The sequence below is a fragment of the Kitasatospora sp. NBC_00458 genome (assembly GCF_036013975.1).
In the GTDB taxonomy this organism is placed as follows: Bacteria; Actinomycetota; Actinomycetes; order Streptomycetales; family Streptomycetaceae; genus Kitasatospora.
In genome coordinates, this window is sequence record NZ_CP107904.1 from 6,271,259 (window position 1) to 6,287,228 (window position 15,970).

Sequence of the window (15,970 nt, forward strand, 5' to 3'; positions counted from 1 at the left end):
GGCACGGGCCGCCGAGGCCTCCTGGCCGGAACGGTCCAGGGACGTTTCCGTCCAGGCGAGGGCCCTTCCACGAGCGCTGAGCTGCGACGAAGCTTATGACTGTCGCCGGGAGTACCACCCGGGCGGCACACCGGAGGACGCGTCACCGCGGGACGCGACAACCGGCCGACCCCGTCGCATCGCCGAAGAGGATCCCACCATGTTCCGTACCGTCATCGCCAAGGCCGCCGCGGTCCTCACCCTCGCCCTGATCGGCCTGGCCCCGGTCGTCGCCGCGGAGGCCGCCCCGGCCCGTCCGGCCGCCGCCGCGGAAGCCGCGGAGCCCGCCCCGACGCAGCCGGCGCCCACGCAGCCCGCCCCCACCCGGTCGGGCACCCCCGGCACCGGTGACAACATGATCTGGGGCTGACGGCGCCGGGCGCACCTCGCCCTCCCTGTCCCCCTCCCCGCCCCCGTGGACCGGCTGCTCCTGCAGGGCAGCCGTCAACCGGGCCCACCCACCGCGCCGCACGAAAGCCGCCGCAGCACCGAAGCCGTCCGGCACCGCTGCCCCCGCACCGGCCCGCCGCGATCCCCCCGCGGCGGGCCACGCTCACTTCACGGGCGCGTCGGCGGGGCGGTCGCGGCAGGAGAGGGCGTCGATCTCGCTCGGTTCGGGCCGGGCCTCGTTGCGCAGCGCCAGCGGCACCTTCGGCAGGTTGATCTCGAAGTCGCGGACCCATTCGTTGTTCACCGCGTACGCCTTCAGGGCGTCCCGCAGCTTCTCGCAGTCCTTGCGGTGGCCCTTGGCGAAGGCGATGCCGTAGTCGTTGGGCGCCCCGAACGCGACCCCTGCCACGACCTCCAGGGACGGCTCCGCCTCCATGAAGCCGTAGAGGATCAGCTGGTCGGTGGTGACCGCGTCGACGTCGCCGGCCTTGAGCGCCTTGACGCAACTGCTCGCGTCGTCCCGCGAGGACTGCCGGATATCCCGGTAGGCGGGCTTGTCCAGCTCGATGCCCGAGGTCGTGCTCCGCCAGACGCACACGAGCCTGCCGTTGAAGTCCGCAAGGGTGCGGTAGCGGTCGTGGTCGGCCGCCCGCACGAGCATGCCCTGCAGTCCGGACGCGTAGGGCCCCACGAAGTCGAGCCCTTCCCCGCCCTCCTTGACCGGTTGCATCCGCTGCACGGTGATCGAGAAGGTGGCCGCCACGAGGTCGACGTCGTGGTCCCGCAGGACGGGCGCGCGGTCCTTGGAGAGGACCCCTTCGAACTTCGGGGGCTCGCTCCCGACCCGGTCCAGGAGCTCCCTGGCCACCGTGATGTCCAGCCCGACGAACTCGCGGGCGTGCACCTCCAGGCCGGTTCCGGGCTGGTCGTTCTTGGCCCCGACCCTGACCTTCTTGCCCGCGCCGAACAGCGAAGGCGGCTCGTCCGCCCCGCAGCCACCGGCGGCGAGCGCGAGGACGAACGCCCCCGCGGCGGCCCGTACGGCCGAGGTTCTTCGCTTGCTTCCCGCCACGTGCCCCTCCCAGGTCGCCGTCAGTCGTTGAAGAGCGTGCCGCTCGCGTGCGCCACCCGCATCGCGCAGTTCGTCCTGGTGTCCAGGGTGACGTCGACGGTCACCTCGCCGCGGTGCCCGCCGAGGTCGAAGCGCGCGACGCCCTGGGCGGGCACCCGCTGTTCGTGCGGGGTGACTCCCGGCGTCGTCGCCTTGAGTATGGCCTCCGTCCGGTGGACACAGGTGGGGGTCGTCGGGTCGTCGTCCGCGACCGTCAGCAGGATGCGGAGGTGGTCGCGGGCGGGCGCCGACGCGGGCACCACCAGGGTCCACTTGTCGGGCTCCGAGTCGACCAGCGGCTGGGCGCCCAGGACGGTGATCGCCACGGCGACCTGGCCGTTCCGCCTGACGTCCTCCAGGCCCGTCAGGCCGAGGAGGGCGAGGACGAGCGCGCCGGAGAGCAGGAGCACGCGGACCGTGGACGGCTTGCTCAGGGCGGTCGCCCCGGCCGCCCCGGCCGCCCCGGCCGCCCGGGCCGGGCCTTGCGGGGCCCGGGGGTCCCGGGGGTCCCCGGGCTTCTGCGGGTCACGGGCGTTCCGCGGGTCACGGGGCTTCTGCGGACCCCGCAGGTCCGGGCCCCGCGGGGCCGGTCCGGCGGCGGCGCACAGGACGGACAAGGTGAACGCGGACGAGACCCCGAGGTAGAACCACAGGTACTGGCCCTGCGGGCCCCCGGGCCAGGTCAGGGCCGCGTAGACGGCGGCGGTGACGACGGCGAGGAGCGGCAGCAGGGGGACGATGGTGAAGGGTTCGTCGGTGCGCCAGTTGCCGAAGTTGAAGGTGCTCCTGTCGCCGAAGGTGCCGCCGTTGATGGTCCGGTCGCCGTACGAGGTGGCGGCCGGCGGTCTGTCGGGGTCCGGGCCGTCCGGGCCGTCCGGGGCGCCCGTCATCGGTCGCCGTCAGGGTCGGCCGGGTCGGCGGGGTCGGCGGTGATCCTGTCGCCGAAGTTGAAGGTGTTCTTGTCGCCGAAGGTGCCGCCGTTGATGGTCCGGTCACCGTAGGAGGTGACCGGACCGGGAGCGGTGGAGCCGGCGGGCGCCGCCGCCTGGACGAGCTCCACGAGGCGCTCCGCGGCGAGGCCGCTCGTCGTCGCGCCGCCGAGCCACGAGGACAGGGCCTGTGCCAGCCGGCGGCGGTCGGTCTCGTTGAGGCCGGTGAGCAGGGCGTCCACCTGCCCCTCGTCCAGCTGGTGACTGTCGAGGGCTTCGGCGACCTCGTCGGAACGGCGTCCGAAGAGCCGCCGGAAGAAGCCCTGCCCGGCGTCCACGGTGCCCTCGGCGACGCGTTGCGTGGCCTCCTGGGCGAGCTGCGTCCCGAAGGTGGTCGCAGCGATGGTGAAGTACGGAGCGATTGCAGAGATGTCGGTGAGAAGTTCGGACATGGCCGCTGGCCCCCCAGATATGTCCCGGCCACACGCTGATCGCGGTGTCGACAGGGATGCTAGCGACCGGGAGGCCCCGGCGCATCAGTCCTGATCGACTGATTGAGCGTCAGATATCCATGGTTCCAGTGTTGTTGGATGGGTTTGTGGGGATGGTGGGGCGGATGCGAGCCTTGTTGTAGTCGGTTCCGGCGGAGGAGCTCAGCACTGCCCCGGCCGGGACGGAGGTGTTGCGGTGCCTCGCTCGTTTCGAGCGAGGCACCGCTGGAGGTTAGGCGTGGTGGTCGAGTTCGCCGGACTTGATGGTGTGGAGGAGCGCGGCAAAGGCGGTCGGGGCGGTCCGGAGGATGACGTCGCCGTCGTCTGATTCGCGGAGTTCGATCAGCCCATCTACGGAACGCACTTCGACGCACTCGCTGGAGGCGCCGCTGTAAGTGGACTTCTGCCAGATGCGAGTGCTCATGCTGTCTCCAGGTGCAGGGCCGGAGCGGGTTTGTTGCGGGCCCTCGCTCGGTTCGATCGAGGGCCCGCTGGAGGTTAGGCGTGGTGGTCGAGTTCGCCGGCCTTGATCGCATGGAGGAGTGCGGCGAAGGTGGTTGGGGCAGTGCGGAGGATGGTCTTGCCGTCGTCGGACTCACGCAACTCGATGAGGCCCGCAGCCAGCCGGACCTCGACGCATTCATTGGATGCGCCGCTATAGCTGGACTTCTGCCATTCGGTCTCACTCATACTTGCCCCTCGTGCTATCCCTGATGGCTCGAATGAACTTTCGCGATTCATCATCAGGCAGCGCGAGGGAGTCCAGGCGCGCGAAGGTCGCCCGGTGGCTGGCCAGGTCGGCCGGGGAGTCGAAGAAGAGGACACCCTGCGCGGTGTCCATCTGAAGCGTCGCTAGTTCTGGGACCGACCCCTCGGCGAACATGATGTTCTCCCCAGCGCCGGGGAAGGTGTCCATATCGAACGGAACGACGCGTACCGAGCTCTCCTGCTTCTCGGAGTCTTCGATCAAGCTGTCCAACTGGGCGGCAAGAACCTTTGGGCCGCCGAACTGCATCCGTAGCGCAGCCTCGTGGATGAAGGAGATGTGCTCTATCCCGCTGGAGCGGAGAGCCCGCTGGCGTTGCACGCGGAAGGCGGTTCGGGCTTCGACGTCGTGATCAGGCAGCGGTGGTGTGATGCGGGCGAAGACCGCGGAAGCGTAGGCGCCGGTCTGTTGAAGGCCTGGAATGTAGGTCGTTGCCCACGTGAAGATCGTCTGGGCGTGAGCTTCCATCTCCGCGACCTCAAGGAAGCCGGTCGACAGGATCCCCCGGTACTTCTCCCACCAGCCCTTCCTGCGTGACGCGATGATGTCGGAGAGGGCATCGATGAGGGGTTGGTTGGTGCACTTGCACGCTGCAGCGATGGTCAGCAATCGGTCGGTGCTGACGCTGGTCTTCCCGCTCTCCATCTGCGTCACCTGGGCCTGGCTCACACCGAGCGTATGGGCGAGTTCGCTCCCACGAAGACCTGCCTGCTCACGCATTCTCCGTAGCTCTGTGCCCAGTCGGCGCTGACGAAGAGTGGGGTTCTGTCGGCCAGGCATGGTGTCCTCTCGACGTTCTTGGGACTCAGTGTGCCGTGAGGCGAGAGCGCGAAGCCATCTGTGCCACGTGTGGGGGAACTTCGCTGCAAGGTACCTAATCTTAAGTTCCTCTGCGTTATGGTCTATCTCACAGCGATCCGACGGATCGTCAGTAACGCTCGTCTGTTGGGGCGGTAGGTGCCTGCTGCCCTCTTGCACCGCAGAGCAGCCATGGCCGGGCCTGGCTCACGGTGACGTATCCGCCGCCGCTCTCCCTTCCACCACCCTTGCCTCTCTCGGAGGTTCCCATGCGTGCCTGTAACCCGCCCGACTGGTCGGCCGCCCGCGAGGAGCTGCGTGCCGCGCTCGCCCTCGCCGCCTGGCCCGATGACCTCATCTCCGACGCCGAGCTCGCCCTCCACGAGCTGTACGTCAATGCCTGGCGCCACGCCGGCTGCCAGGCGCCGACCGTCGTGGTCGTCCTCCTGCCCACCCGCACCGTCCGCGTCTCCGTCGCCGACGACAGCCCCACCCTCCCGGAGTCGCGTGTGAGCTCCGACCCGTACGAGATCTCCGGGCGCGGGCTGCACCTCGTCCGCTCCCTCACCCACCGCTTCGGTGCCGACCCCGCCAAGAACGGCAAGCGGGTCTGGTTCGAGCTGGACGCCGCCGCGTGAGCCACGACCACACCCCCATCGCCCCCGACGACCCCGTCATCCGCACCTACACCGACCCCCAGGTCACCGCCCTGCTGCGCGAACTCCACGAAGCGGGCCGCCCGTTCGGCATCCAGTGGGGATCCGCCACCACCCTCCCCGGCACCGTCGACGGCCGCATCCTCGTCGACTTCGGCAACGCGCCGGTCGCGACCGTCCTCAACCTCCTGAACCTCCTGCGGGAAGGAGGAAACCGGCCGTGGGAGTCGTGATCCCCATCCCCCGCCCCCACACCGAGCGCACCACCGTCCCCCACCTCACCGTCGAGACCGCCCCCGACGCCGACCTCCAGCTCCGCTTCCCCGTCGACCACGCCGTCAACGCCGCCCCCGGCGACCACCTCGCCATCCCCCTCACCCGCACCCAGGCCCGCGACCTCCTCGAAAACCTCGCCAACCACCTCGGATACCTCCGATGACCGACTACCTCATCGGCACCGCCTTCGCCGTCCTCCTCGCCCTCGCCCTCGCGACCGTCGCCATCGGCGTCATCACCAGCCTGCGCATCGGCGACACCCCGCCCCCGCCCCCCATCACCCGCCACGGCCGCTGGGAACTGCGCCACCTCCCCGACGGCACCACCGAATACACCTGGATCGCCCGCCAGGCAGGCCACTTCAGCCCCGAAACCAACCCCACCCCCGACAACCGCCGACCCCACGGCCGCCACCGCATACCCCACTGACCGACCGGCGGCGCCCGGGCCTGCAAAGGCCCGGGCCGGTCGCCGCCGGGAGCTTCGCGGGGCTCAGCCCGGCTGCGTGGCGGCCTTCTCCTCGGCCGCCTCACGGACCATCTCCTCGTACCGCGCCTCGGCCTCCTCGCGGGTGTCGGCCTCCTCGACGTAGCGGGTGTACGGGGCGAACCGGGCGGCGCCGTAGACGATGTCGCCCCCTCCGGCGTCGTAGCTGATCAGCGAGATCCACTCGTGGTCGCTCAGGTCCGTACGGAGCAGGGTGGTCTCGAACCCGTCGTTCAGCAGTTCCTCGACGTGCTCGTAGTGGGGGTAGTCATCGGGCTGGGCGAAGATCAGACGCACGGAGTCTCCTGCTGTGGCATGACATCGGCTGTGGACGGACGCAGTCCGCGTTCCGGCCGCCACCGTAGTCAGCCGCACCGACAGTGCACCGCGCCGGACGGACGCAGGCGGGATCAGCCGCTCGGCCGGGCGGGCGGAATCCCACAGGAACCTCGCCGCCCACCGGTGGTGCCGCGCGCGAGGGCCGGGCTCAGGCCGGGGCGCGCAGCCCCGACAGGAGCCGGTCGAGTGCCTGCTCCGCCGCCTGCGGGTCCCCGCCGCGCGCGATCCAGAGCGCGGCCTCGTTCATCGCCCCCGAGAGCAGCCGGGCCAGCGGTTCCACCGGCTGGTCCTCGATGGTCCCGGCCGCGACCAGCGCCGTCAGGGCCTCCGCGAGGTGTCGGGCGGACGACTCCTCGTCCAGTGCCCGCCACTCGTCCCACCCCAGGACCGTCGGCGCGTCGACCAGCAGGACCCGCCGCACCGCCGGATCCGTCCCCGCGGCGAGGAAGGCCCGGCACCCGGCCCGGAGCTGCTCCCAGAGGTCCTCGTGCCGCCCGGCCTCGGCGGCCACCCGCTCGCCCAGCTCCTGCTGCACCTCGGCGACGACGGCCCGGAAGAGTCCGGCCTTGCTGTCGAAGTGGTGGTAGGCGGCGCCCTTGGTGACGCCGGCGGCCCGCGCCACGTCGGTCAGCACCACGTGGTGGTACCCGTCGGCGGCGAACCGGCGCCGCCCTTCGTCCAGCAGTGCCTGCCGTGTGGCAGCACGCTGCTCCGCCCGGTTGACCGCCATCGCCTGCGCACCGCCCTCTCGGTTTCGCGTACCCGGGGTATGCTAACCCTACGATTCACATACCCCGGGTATGTGAAATGGATCCGAAGGGTCTCGCCATGACGAACGACCTCACCGCCGCCGGGCCCGCGAACGGCCCGGCCTCCGCACTCGGCGGCTTCTATCCGGTGCTCGCCACCCAGGACGTGGCCGCCTCCCGCGACTTCTACACCCGCCACCTCGGCTTCGAGGTCACCTTCGAGGCCGACTGGTACGTGAGCCTGCGCCGCCCGGACGCCCCGCAGTACGAACTGGCGCTGCTGGACCACACCCACCCGACCCTCCCCGAGGGCCACCGGGCCGCACTCCGGGGCGGCCTGCTGCTGAACTTCGAGGTGGACGACGTGGACGCCGAGCACCGGCGGCTCGTCGCGGAGGCCGGACTGTCCGAACTGCTGCCGCTGCGCACCGAGGAGTTCGGCCAGCGCCACTTCATCGTCGCCGCCCCGGACGGCGTACTGATCGACGTCATCACCGTCGTGCCGCCCACCGAGGAGTACGCCGCCGGGTACACCGGAGCCTGACCGCCGGCCCGGCCGGGCGCCTCCACCGGTCGGACCGCCGTGACCGCCGCACGGAAAGTCGGCCGGTCCGACTTCCTGCGCGCGGGCGGCGGTGCGGGTGCCGGTACGGGCCCGCCGCCCGGTCGAAAACCGGTCGCCCCGCCCGCCGGGCCGCTGGCAGAGTCGGGCGCCATGCAGCACCTGTGCGAGATCCGCGCCGACTTCGACGCCACCACCGTCACCGTCTACCAGGCGTACGCCCCGGCGGTGGCCGAACCCGCCGTCGCCGCACAGCGGTTCGTGCCGCCCTTCTCCTTCGGCCGGATGACGTGGATCAAGCCGTCCTTCGCCTGGCTGATGCACCGCAGCAACTGGGCCCGCAAGCCCGGCCAGGAGCGCATCCTCGCCGTCCGGATCACCCGCGCCGGATGGGAGGAGGCCCTGGGCCGCGCCGTCCTGACCACCGCCGACCCGGCCGCGCTCGGCCGCGCCGAGGTGCACGTCCAGTGGGACCCGGAGCGCTCGCTGCGCGGCGCCGCGCTCAACCACTACAGCATCCAGGTGGGCGTGGGCCGCACCCTGATCCGGGCCTTCTCCGAGGAGTGGATCACCGGCATCACCGACCTCACCCCGCAGGTCCGGAAGATCGCCGCCCTCGTCCAGGGCGGCCGGGCGGCCCAGGCCCAGCGCCTCCTCCCGCCCGAGCGCCCCTACCCGCTGCCGGGGCCGCTCGCCGCCCGGCTGGGGACGGGCCGCTGATCCGGCCGGATCGGCCGGATCGGCCTGCTGACGTGAACGGCCTGAAGGGTCGGTGACGTCGGCCGTCCGGCCCGCATGAAAAGTCGGCCGCTCCGGCTTCTCGTGCGTGGATACGGGGGCCTACCCGGTTCCTCGCCCGCCAGACAGGGCGGGCGGGCAGGCGGGCGGGGCCGTGCAGCACAGTGCAGGCGGGGCGGAATCCGCCTGGACGGCACCTGGGTGGCGCCGTGGATCCCAGGTGCCCCAAGGGCCCTCCGGCCACGAATGTTTCAAGCCATCCCCCTCTCATATGGCTAACGACCCGTTCGGCCCTGCTTCCCCCGCGTCCCCTGCGGAACGGCGGCGGTCCGCGCTCTCATATGGCTGGGCAGCCCCACGCGCCCCATGGGAAGGCAGGGACATGAGCAGATTCGGATACACGGCCACCGGACCGGCCCTGGCACTCGCGGTCTCGGCGGTCCTCCTGGCGGGAGGCGGTACGGCCCGGGCGGAGGCGGGCTACGACCAGATCGCCATGCTGAAGCAGGAGAAGACCCAGTGGTGCTGGTCGGCCGCCGGGCTCACCATCGCCAAGTTCCAGGGATACGGCACCACGCAGGCGGACTTCTGCGACCGCGCCTCCCGCTACAGCGGCGGACCGAGCTGCGAGAACCAGCCCGCCCGGCTGGAGGACATGGCCAACGCCTGGTACAGCCTGGGCATGGCCAACCCCGGTACCGGCCTCAACAGCGCGGCCTCGTTCGCCCAGGTCACCGCCGACGTCAAGGCCGCCCGGCCGATCGGCGCCCGCATCGGATGGACGTCCGGCGGCGGCCACATGAACGTCGTCTACGGCTTCGACACCTCCAACAACACCATCGGCGTCGCCGACCCGTGGCCGGACACCGCCACCTACACGTGGTGGAACTACGACGACTACGTGAAGAACGGCTCGTTCCGGTGGACCCACTCCCGTACCGGCATCTCCCGATAGCGCCCGACAGAGAAGGAGGACGACACATGCGTGACCGAGGTACGCCCGTCGGGCGGGAGGCCGCCCGGTTCCCCCGGCTGCCCATCGTCCTGGCGCTGAGCGCCGCCGCACTGCTCTCCGCCGCCGGGCCGGCCCGCGCGGTCGACATCCCCGACTACCAGGCCGCCCTCGACGTGGTCAGGTCGGCCGACGTCCACGACGCCGTCTGCCGCTTCCTCGGCACGCCGCTGCCCCAGGGCGGATCCGAGACGATGGTGGCCGTCCCCGACAAGCCCGACCCCTGCGAGGGGCTGCCCGCGTTCACGCTCAAGGACCCGCTGGCGGTGAACGAGGTCGCCCCGGGCTTCGTCGCGGGCACGGCCCAGCCGGTCCCCACCGAGGCCGTCCGGCTGAGCCATCTCGTCTCCACGCTCGACGTCACCGTCAACGACCGCACCGCCACCGTTCTGCTCGCCCCGACCGACGGCGGCGGCTGGCACCTGGCGGGAGTGCGCGACGGTGACGGCGACGCCGCGTACGCGGGCCGGGCGACCCTGGGCACCCTGGTCTTCACCGAGCCCCAGATCCGCGGCTGGTACCAGCTGCAGCTCACCACCGTGGAGCCGCTCAACGACCAGGCCAGGGAGGGCCTCGACGGTCGGTCGGCGGTCTCGCTCGCCGAGTACCAGCAGCTCGTCAAGGCCCGCTACGCCGACAAGCTGCCCGGGTCCGAGTACGACACCCGGGGCATGTCCAGCGGCTACGGGACCGAGGACCGGGCGGCCGGCCCCGCCTCCCGCACGCCGCTGCTCGCCGGCGGTTCGATCGCGGCGCTCGCACTCGCGGGCGGCGCCCTCGTCCTCGCCCGGCTGCGGCGCGCGCGACGCGGCCGCGGGGAGGCCTGAGCGCCGTGCCTCCGCCCCGGCTGCCGTCAGGACGGCAGCCGGGGCGGAGGCGCCGTACCCGCCCCCACCGGCGGGTCCGGCATTCATGAGGTCCCGGGCGGCGCTACGCCTTGAACCAGCCGCTCCACGTGCCGCTGGTGTAGCGGATCTGCCGCCACCAGTCCCCGTCGGTGCCGACGGCGTCGAAGATCAGCTCCTCGCCGTGCCACCCCATCCGGATGCCGGAGGCGAGGACGCCGCCGAGCGTGCGCCAGGTGCTGACGCTGCCGTCCGGGTTCTGCCACCTGGTCCACAGCGAGTTGTCGACCCCGACGGCGAAGACCTGGAACGTGCCGTCATGGAAGGTGAAGTAGCGCGGCTGGGTGTACGTGCCACCGCACTTGACCGGCCCTCCGAAGACGGGCAGGAACTTGATCTCGATGTTCTGCACGTCGCACTGGAGCGTCTCGCCGGTGGTCCGGGCGTGGGCCGTTCCGGCCGCGCCCCCCATCGCCAGTGCCATGACGGCCACCGCCGTGGCGGCGGCCCTCTTGATCCTCTTCATCATCAGTGTCCCCGGGTGATGAGTCGGCTCACCCCGCCGGACGGCGGAGCAGGACGGGCCGGACACCCACGGTCGAAGGACCGGGGCAGCGGATGCCGGCCTCGCCGAGAACCCTCCGGACCGACCCACTGATTCGTCAACAAGCCGACGGTTCAAGGGACTTGAAGGACAGGGCAGCCTGCCCCATCGGGCACCGAATCGGTGCGCTTCGCGACCGGAGGCAACCCGGCCGCGGTGCCGACGGGTTGTTGACGGGCATGACCACGCGTGGGAACACCCGCTCGGACCGCCCCCGGCGCGTCCTGTCCGCCCTCCTGGCGCTGACCGCCTCCGCGGCCACCCTGGCCCTGACCGGCCCGGCCGCCGCCGCCCCGTCGGACCCGTCCGACCCCATCGCCCTTGCCCCGCCCATCAGTTGGGGCCCCTGTCCGAAGAGCGAACCGCCCATGCCGGACCCGAACCCGCAGACGGAATGCGCGACGGTCCGGGTGCCGGTGGACTGGTCGAAGCCGAACGGCCCGAAGACCGGGATCTTCGTCGCCCGCCTCCGGGCCGCCGACCCCTCCCGGCGGATCGGCGTCCTGCTGTCGAACCCCGGCGGACCGGGCGCCCCCGGAGCGGACGACGCGCTGGAGGCGGGCATGCCCGGCCGGAGCACCTACACCCCGGAGATGCTCCAGCGGTTCGACGTCGTCGGGTTCGACCCGCGCGGCACCCAGCACAGCCAGGACGCCCGCTGCGACGAGTCGATCGCGGGCGAGCACACCGCCCGCCCCCGCGACGCGGCCGCCTTCGAGCGGATGCGCGCCACCAACGCCCGGCTGGCGGCCAGTTGCCTGCGGCTGACGGGCCCGCTCGCCGCCCACATGGACACCGAGAGCGTCGCCCGGGACATGGATGCGATCCGCGCCGCCCTCGGCGAGCGCCGGATCAGCTACCTCGGCCACTCCTACGGCACGCTCCTCGGCGAGCGCTACGCCCGCCTGTTCCCCGGCAGGCTGCGCGCACTGGCCCTCGACAGCGTGGTGGACCCGGCCAGGCCGGACGCGGAGCGCTTCCTCACCGACAGCAGCACCACCGTCGAGGCCGCCTTCGAGCGCCTGGCCGCCTGGTGCCGGACCGCCGCGGCCTGCCCGCTGAAGGACCGCGACCTGTCGGGCGTCGCGGCCGACCTGTTCGCCCGCGCCGACGCCGGCACCCTCCGCGTCCCCGGACCGGAGGGGCCGACGGAGACGGCGGCCGACGCCGACGGGCTGTCCGCCTTCCTCACCTTCCTGGCCTGGCAATGGGACCCGGAGCGCGCGACGCGGCAGCTGGCCGCCGTGCACAGCGGGCGCGGCGAGGTCTACTGGCCCGACTACCAGGGCCCCGGCCGCGACATGCAGCTCGTACTGTGCCGGGACCACGACCTCCGGATCCGCGACTTCGCCGAGTACCGGGCGATCCGGGAGCGGGTCGCGAAGGCCGCCCCGCACGTCCGCGTGAGCACCCAGGCCCTGGACATCGTGCTCGGCTGCCAGGGCTGGACCGTCCCGCCGAAGGCGCCGCCCGCCCGGGTGCGGGGCGACCTCCCGCCCGTCCTGGTGGCCAACGCCGCCCTCGACCTGCGGACCCCCGTGCCGGGCGCGCGGCGGATGGCGCAGTCCTTCCCGAAGGCCACCCTGCTGACCCCGGACGTCGTGGGCCACTGGGTGTACGCCCTCGACCCGGGGACGAAGGCGGCGGTCGACGCCTACCTGACCGACCCGCGCGGCTGATCCGTCGGGCCGGCCGGTGGCGGCGCTCCCCGCCCGGCGCTTCGCTCGGGCCCTCGGCCGGTCCGTCGACCGGCGCCTCGACCGCCCCTCGGCCGGGCCCTCGCCCCCGGGGGGCGTCGGACCCCCGGCCCGTCGATCCCTAGGCCGCGGGGACCAGCCCGAGCAGCTCGCCCAGACGGCGCACCGTGGCGGGCGACTCGCGGTGCAGGCCGGCGATGTCCAGGCCCTCGTCGCCCAGGACCATGAGCAGCGCCTGGTCCCCGATCGCCAGCGCCACGACGTAGCCGCCGCTGCAGCGGGTGACCACGTCGCGCAGGCCGCCCACGCCGAACTCGGCGGCGGTGCGGCGGCCGAGGCCGAGCATGGCGGCCGACAGCGCGGCGGCCGACTCGGGGTGGACGGAGGCCGTGTCGGCGGCCACCAGCAGGCCGTCGGCGGTGGAGATGACACTCTCCGAGATGCCCATGACCCGCTCGCGGAGGGACTTCAACTCGTCGACCAGCACGGCGGTCGGTGTCTGGCTGCTCATGGTGCGCTCTTCTCGGTCTCTGGCGTGAGGGTCGTCGGTGTCGTCACGATCGTCACGGTCGTCGCGACGGTCGCGGGTGTCTCGGTGTTCTCGATGGGCGCGGTGCCCTCGCTCCGGGGCGCGTCCGGGGGCGCTTCGGCGGCGACCGGCGCACGGCCGGTCCCGGCGGACGGGCCGTCGGGGCTCGCCGGTCCGCCGCGGACGCGGCGCGGCAGGGGGCCGCCCGGCTCCGGAGGCGGCCCGCTCGGCGCCGTCCGCGGGGCCACGCTCGGTGCCAGCGGGGCCGGGGCCGCCGACTCCCGGTGGAGCAGGTGCCGGGCGTCCATCCGGGCGACGTCGAGGAGCACCGCGAACACGCCCCGCCCCAGGGCGAATCCGATGTCGCGCGCGGTGCGGCGGCCGGTGGCGGCGGCCAGGACGTCCCGGTAGCGGGGCAGGATCCGCTGGGCGCCGGGGCCGGGCCGGTCGGCGGGGCGGATCCTGGTGCGGGCCAGTTCGCCGGGCGGGCCCCAGAGGCGGGTCAGCAGCGCCGTCCGCCGGGCGGTCTCCTCGAAGAGCCGCTGCGGCTCGATCCCCGGGCGCAGCGCGATCCCGGCCGGCGGGGCCGCTTCGACGACCTCCCAGCTGCCGGGCGGGCTCAGCACCAGGGCGAACGCGCCGTCGAAGGCGGCGGCGGCGCAGACGGTTTCGAGTTCGACGGCGCCGATCGTCCCCCGGGCCGCCAGGGCCGCGCCGAGGTCCCCGCCCCAGCCTGCGGGGGCGCCGTCCGGGCGTGCGGCGGACGCGGCGGTCTCGGCGGCCGCCCAGTCGGCCTCGGAGACGCGCCCCGACTTCAGCAGCAGGGTCTCGGCGCTCGGGGAGCCGGGGGTCTCGATCGCCGTGACGAGCCCCCGCTCCAGGTGGATGGTGCCGCCGGGCGCGCTGGAGACGACGACCGAGCCGGTGAAGTCCTGCCCGCGCAGTGCGAGCAGCAGGGCGGGCACGTTGCGGGCCGAGGGCCGCCCGGGGGCGGCGGGCGCGACCGGATCGTGGGCCTGGTCAGAGGCGTGGTCAGGAGCCTGGTCGAGGGCCCGGGCGTCGGTCTGGCCGCTCATGCCAGCAAGTCCGCGGCGTGGTCGGCGGTCTGGCGGATCGCCAGTGCCAGGTTGGTCCGTCCCCGGTCCAGCACGGTGGCCAGCAGCAGGTCGTCGCCCTGCCGGTGCACCATCTGCACGACCTCGTGGTGGCGGGTGCTCGTGACCACCACGCTCTCCAACTCGCTCTCCGCCCCCGCCTCGTGGAGCCGCTCGCCGATCAGGTTGACCAGTTCGGCGAGGTCCGCGCCGGTCCCGAGCAACCGGTGGTCCCCGGCGGACTGGTGGGCGAGGCCCGTGACGGCGTCGACGAGAACGGCACCGACCGCTCCGGGGGAGTCGAGCACACCGGAGAGGGAAGCTTCGAGCGCGCGCACCAGTACCCCTTCACGTTCTGAACACTTGGCAGCGTACTTTATTCCACCATTTCCACGGGGTGACCACCGCAGGTGACTTCTTGCTACTTTGTTCCCGCACAGGGGAGTTCCGCCCGGAAGTCACGCAAAGGACGAACAGCGCATGAACATTGACGACGCACTCAAGGAAGCGATGGCCATCGAAGGCGCCATCGGCGTGGCCCTGGCCGACTACGAGAGCGGTATGTCACTCGGATTCCTCGGCGGGGGCCAGCAGCTCGACCTGGAGGTCGCGGCCGCCGCCAACACCGAGGTCGTCCGCGCGAAGAAGCGGGCCCTGGCCGCGCTGTCGATCGACGACGTCATCGAGGACATCCTGATCACCCTCGGCACCCAGTACCACCTGATACGCCCGCTGGCCCGCAGTCACGGGTCGTTCTTCCTCTACCTGGCGCTGGACCGCTCGCGCGCCAACCTGGCGCTCGCCCGGCACAGCCTCAAGCGCATCGAGGCCGGGCTCGACGTCTAGGGCCTCTCTTTCCGGACCCCTGCCGCATCCGCATCCCGCGTCGGCATCCGCGTCCCGCGCCCCGCGTCGGCATCCGTATCCGAGCCCGAGTCCGGGATACTCCCGACCGCCCGTGATGCACGCGGAATTCCGGATGGAGTGAATGCGAAGCGTGAGCGGCCGGTCACGGCGATCCGCACGCGATAATTGCGGCCGCATTTCGCAGGTGCACATCAATCACGGAAATGCGTGACTCCCCGATGACTGGGCGTCATATCCGCCCCCCGCGTCCGCGCCGGATCCGGGCCGCCGGAACGCCGCGGCAGGGGGCGGAACGCCGCGGCGCCGGGCCGGACCGGCCCCGCCGTGCCGCGCGGCACGGCGGAGCGGCCGCCGTGCCGGGGCCGGGCGGTCGGCCGTGCGCGGCGACGGCCGGGAGGGGCCCGGATCCCGGCCCGGCCGCTACGCCTTGACGGCCTTGAAGACGGTGTACGCGTAGCCGTGGTAGATCTCCACGGCCGCCCGCAGCCAGGCCTTCCCGTCGGTGCTGTGCGAGAGGGTCCGGCGGGAGTCGTCCTCCAACTTGAAGCCGTCGCCCTCGGGGAGGACCTTCCAGGCGGTCGCGCAGGTGGACGCCTTGGACAGTGCGACGCCCTTGCCCTCCGAGCACCAGGTGTCGCTGCCGCCCCAGTTGGAGCTGGTCGACCGGATCGTGTAGCCGTCGCCCTTCCGCTCGAAGACCACGGCGGTGCCGTTGCTGTTCTCGTCGTTGGTCAGCAGCGCCCAGTCGCGGTTCAGGTTCACCTCGAAGGTCGCCCCGCGGTTCCCGTGGTTCGTGGCCACCAGGTGGTAGGAGCGCCCGGTTTCGATGGCCTCCTCCTCGGGGGCGACGGGGGTCGCGCGGGCGGCGGGGGCGAGCACCCCCGCCGTCGCGGTCACGGCGAGGGCGGTGGCCCAGCCCCTGCGGCGGGAGCGGCGGCGGGCGGCCGGAGCGGGGGTCTGCATGGTCCGTCTCCAAAAGGTCGTGTACGGCG

The 15,970-nt window shown here is 72.7% G+C and carries 24 protein-coding genes; 11 read left to right on the forward strand and 13 right to left on the reverse strand.

Annotation, left to right across the window (positions count from 1 at the left end):
* Positions 1-199 precede the first annotated feature (199 nt).
* Positions 200-409: a hypothetical protein gene (locus OG550_RS26180; protein ID WP_327681509.1), complete on the forward strand. Its 210-nt coding sequence runs from the start codon at positions 200-202 to the stop codon at positions 407-409.
* 183 nt (positions 410-592) lie between these two features.
* Here the strand turns inward: OG550_RS26180 and OG550_RS26185 are convergent, their stop codons facing one another.
* The 6 genes from OG550_RS26185 to OG550_RS26210 all read right to left on the reverse strand — a co-directional run bounded on the left by OG550_RS26185 (position 593) and on the right by OG550_RS26210 (position 4,506).
* On the reverse strand, positions 593-1,501 hold the full coding sequence (locus tag OG550_RS26185; RefSeq protein ID WP_327681511.1) for a transporter substrate-binding domain-containing protein: 909 nt from the start codon (positions 1,499-1,501) through the stop codon (positions 593-595).
* Positions 1,502-1,521: 20 nt separating this feature from the next.
* Entirely contained in the window at positions 1,522-2,430 is a 909-nt protein-coding gene (locus OG550_RS26190) for a hypothetical protein (RefSeq protein ID WP_327681513.1), read from the reverse strand.
* Positions 2,427-2,921, reverse strand: a complete 495-nt coding sequence (locus OG550_RS26195) for a hypothetical protein (RefSeq protein WP_327681516.1) — start codon at positions 2,919-2,921, stop codon at positions 2,427-2,429. Before OG550_RS26195 ends, OG550_RS26190 begins: the two co-directional genes overlap by 4 nt.
* Positions 2,922-3,192: 271 nt before the next feature.
* Complete coding sequence (locus OG550_RS26200; RefSeq protein WP_327681518.1) at positions 3,193-3,384, reverse strand: DUF397 domain-containing protein; 192 nt, start codon at positions 3,382-3,384, stop codon at positions 3,193-3,195.
* A 74-nt stretch (positions 3,385-3,458) separates the two neighbouring features.
* A complete protein-coding gene (locus tag OG550_RS26205; RefSeq protein ID WP_327681520.1) occupies positions 3,459-3,650 on the reverse strand; it encodes a DUF397 domain-containing protein in 192 nt (63 codons plus the stop codon).
* Positions 3,643-4,506 carry a helix-turn-helix domain-containing protein gene (locus OG550_RS26210; protein ID WP_327681522.1) on the reverse strand — a complete coding sequence of 288 codons (864 nt, stop codon included), beginning with the start codon at positions 4,504-4,506 and terminating at the stop codon, positions 3,643-3,645. The genes OG550_RS26205 and OG550_RS26210 overlap by 8 nt, the downstream gene beginning before the upstream one ends.
* Before the next feature lie 287 nt (positions 4,507-4,793).
* On the opposite strand from OG550_RS26210, the gene OG550_RS26215 reads away from it, so the two are divergent.
* The 4 genes from OG550_RS26215 to OG550_RS26230 are packed head-to-tail and all read left to right on the forward strand — an operon-like array spanning position 4,794 to position 5,885.
* Positions 4,794-5,162: an ATP-binding protein gene (locus OG550_RS26215; RefSeq protein ID WP_327681524.1), complete on the forward strand. Its 369-nt coding sequence runs from the start codon at positions 4,794-4,796 to the stop codon at positions 5,160-5,162.
* The gene (locus OG550_RS26220) at positions 5,159-5,413 is read left to right on the forward strand and encodes a hypothetical protein (protein WP_327681525.1); all 255 of its coding nucleotides are present in this window, start codon (positions 5,159-5,161) and stop codon (positions 5,411-5,413) included. The genes OG550_RS26215 and OG550_RS26220 overlap by 4 nt, the downstream gene beginning before the upstream one ends.
* The gene (locus OG550_RS26225; protein WP_327681527.1) at positions 5,401-5,619 is read left to right on the forward strand and encodes a hypothetical protein; all 219 of its coding nucleotides are present in this window, start codon (positions 5,401-5,403) and stop codon (positions 5,617-5,619) included. The genes OG550_RS26220 and OG550_RS26225 overlap by 13 nt, the downstream gene beginning before the upstream one ends.
* Positions 5,616-5,885, forward strand: coding sequence for a hypothetical protein (locus tag OG550_RS26230; protein WP_327681529.1), 270 nt, complete (start codon positions 5,616-5,618; stop codon positions 5,883-5,885). The genes OG550_RS26225 and OG550_RS26230 overlap by 4 nt, the downstream gene beginning before the upstream one ends.
* Positions 5,886-5,948: 63 nt before the next feature.
* On the opposite strand, the gene OG550_RS26235 is transcribed toward OG550_RS26230, so the two are convergent.
* Together OG550_RS26235 and OG550_RS26240 are read right to left on the reverse strand one after the other, a co-directional pair.
* Positions 5,949-6,239 carry a hypothetical protein gene (locus OG550_RS26235; RefSeq protein WP_327681531.1) on the reverse strand — a complete coding sequence of 97 codons (291 nt, stop codon included), beginning with the start codon at positions 6,237-6,239 and terminating at the stop codon, positions 5,949-5,951.
* A gap of 190 nt (positions 6,240-6,429) precedes the next feature.
* Positions 6,430-7,011, reverse strand: coding sequence for a TetR/AcrR family transcriptional regulator (locus OG550_RS26240; RefSeq protein WP_327681533.1), 582 nt, complete (start codon positions 7,009-7,011; stop codon positions 6,430-6,432).
* A 98-nt stretch (positions 7,012-7,109) separates the two neighbouring features.
* On the opposite strand from OG550_RS26240, the gene OG550_RS26245 reads away from it, so the two are divergent.
* From OG550_RS26245 to OG550_RS26260, 4 genes are all read left to right on the forward strand, one after another.
* Positions 7,110-7,574: a VOC family protein gene (locus OG550_RS26245; protein ID WP_327681535.1), complete on the forward strand. Its 465-nt coding sequence runs from the start codon at positions 7,110-7,112 to the stop codon at positions 7,572-7,574.
* Positions 7,575-7,745: 171 nt separating this feature from the next.
* Positions 7,746-8,312 (forward strand): DUF4291 domain-containing protein, encoded by a 567-nt coding sequence (locus OG550_RS26250; RefSeq protein ID WP_327681536.1) that lies wholly within the window; start codon positions 7,746-7,748, stop codon positions 8,310-8,312.
* Positions 8,313-8,712: 400 nt separating this feature from the next.
* Positions 8,713-9,285 carry a papain-like cysteine protease family protein gene (locus OG550_RS26255; RefSeq protein WP_327681538.1) on the forward strand — a complete coding sequence of 191 codons (573 nt, stop codon included), beginning with the start codon at positions 8,713-8,715 and terminating at the stop codon, positions 9,283-9,285.
* A gap of 26 nt (positions 9,286-9,311) precedes the next feature.
* The gene (locus OG550_RS26260) at positions 9,312-10,169 is read left to right on the forward strand and encodes a hypothetical protein (protein ID WP_327681540.1); all 858 of its coding nucleotides are present in this window, start codon (positions 9,312-9,314) and stop codon (positions 10,167-10,169) included.
* A 103-nt stretch (positions 10,170-10,272) separates the two neighbouring features.
* Here the strand turns inward: OG550_RS26260 and OG550_RS26265 are convergent, their stop codons facing one another.
* Entirely contained in the window at positions 10,273-10,713 is a 441-nt protein-coding gene (locus OG550_RS26265; RefSeq protein WP_327681542.1) for a hypothetical protein, read from the reverse strand.
* A gap of 257 nt (positions 10,714-10,970) precedes the next feature.
* On the opposite strand from OG550_RS26265, the gene OG550_RS26270 reads away from it, so the two are divergent.
* Positions 10,971-12,470 (forward strand): alpha/beta fold hydrolase, encoded by a 1,500-nt coding sequence (locus OG550_RS26270; RefSeq protein WP_327681544.1) that lies wholly within the window; start codon positions 10,971-10,973, stop codon positions 12,468-12,470.
* 139 nt (positions 12,471-12,609) lie between these two features.
* Here the strand turns inward: OG550_RS26270 and OG550_RS26275 are convergent, their stop codons facing one another.
* Genes OG550_RS26275 through OG550_RS26285 form a run of 3 tightly spaced genes read right to left on the reverse strand, consistent with a single transcriptional unit; the run spans position 12,610 to position 14,449 of the window.
* The gene (locus OG550_RS26275; protein WP_327681546.1) at positions 12,610-12,999 is read right to left on the reverse strand and encodes a roadblock/LC7 domain-containing protein; all 390 of its coding nucleotides are present in this window, start codon (positions 12,997-12,999) and stop codon (positions 12,610-12,612) included.
* The gene (locus OG550_RS26280) at positions 12,996-14,093 is read right to left on the reverse strand and encodes a hypothetical protein (protein WP_327681548.1); all 1,098 of its coding nucleotides are present in this window, start codon (positions 14,091-14,093) and stop codon (positions 12,996-12,998) included. Before OG550_RS26280 ends, OG550_RS26275 begins: the two co-directional genes overlap by 4 nt.
* Positions 14,090-14,449, reverse strand: coding sequence for a hypothetical protein (locus OG550_RS26285; RefSeq protein ID WP_327681550.1), 360 nt, complete (start codon positions 14,447-14,449; stop codon positions 14,090-14,092). The genes OG550_RS26280 and OG550_RS26285 overlap by 4 nt, the downstream gene beginning before the upstream one ends.
* 142 nt (positions 14,450-14,591) lie before the next feature.
* Here OG550_RS26285 and OG550_RS26290 point away from each other — a divergent pair, with 142 nt between their 5' ends.
* Complete coding sequence (locus tag OG550_RS26290) at positions 14,592-14,957, forward strand: hypothetical protein (RefSeq protein WP_327681552.1); 366 nt, start codon at positions 14,592-14,594, stop codon at positions 14,955-14,957.
* A gap of 441 nt (positions 14,958-15,398) precedes the next feature.
* On the opposite strand, the gene OG550_RS26295 is transcribed toward OG550_RS26290, so the two are convergent.
* On the reverse strand, positions 15,399-15,941 hold the full coding sequence (locus OG550_RS26295) for a hypothetical protein (protein WP_327681554.1): 543 nt from the start codon (positions 15,939-15,941) through the stop codon (positions 15,399-15,401).
* Between the last annotated feature and the right edge of the window lie 29 nt (positions 15,942-15,970).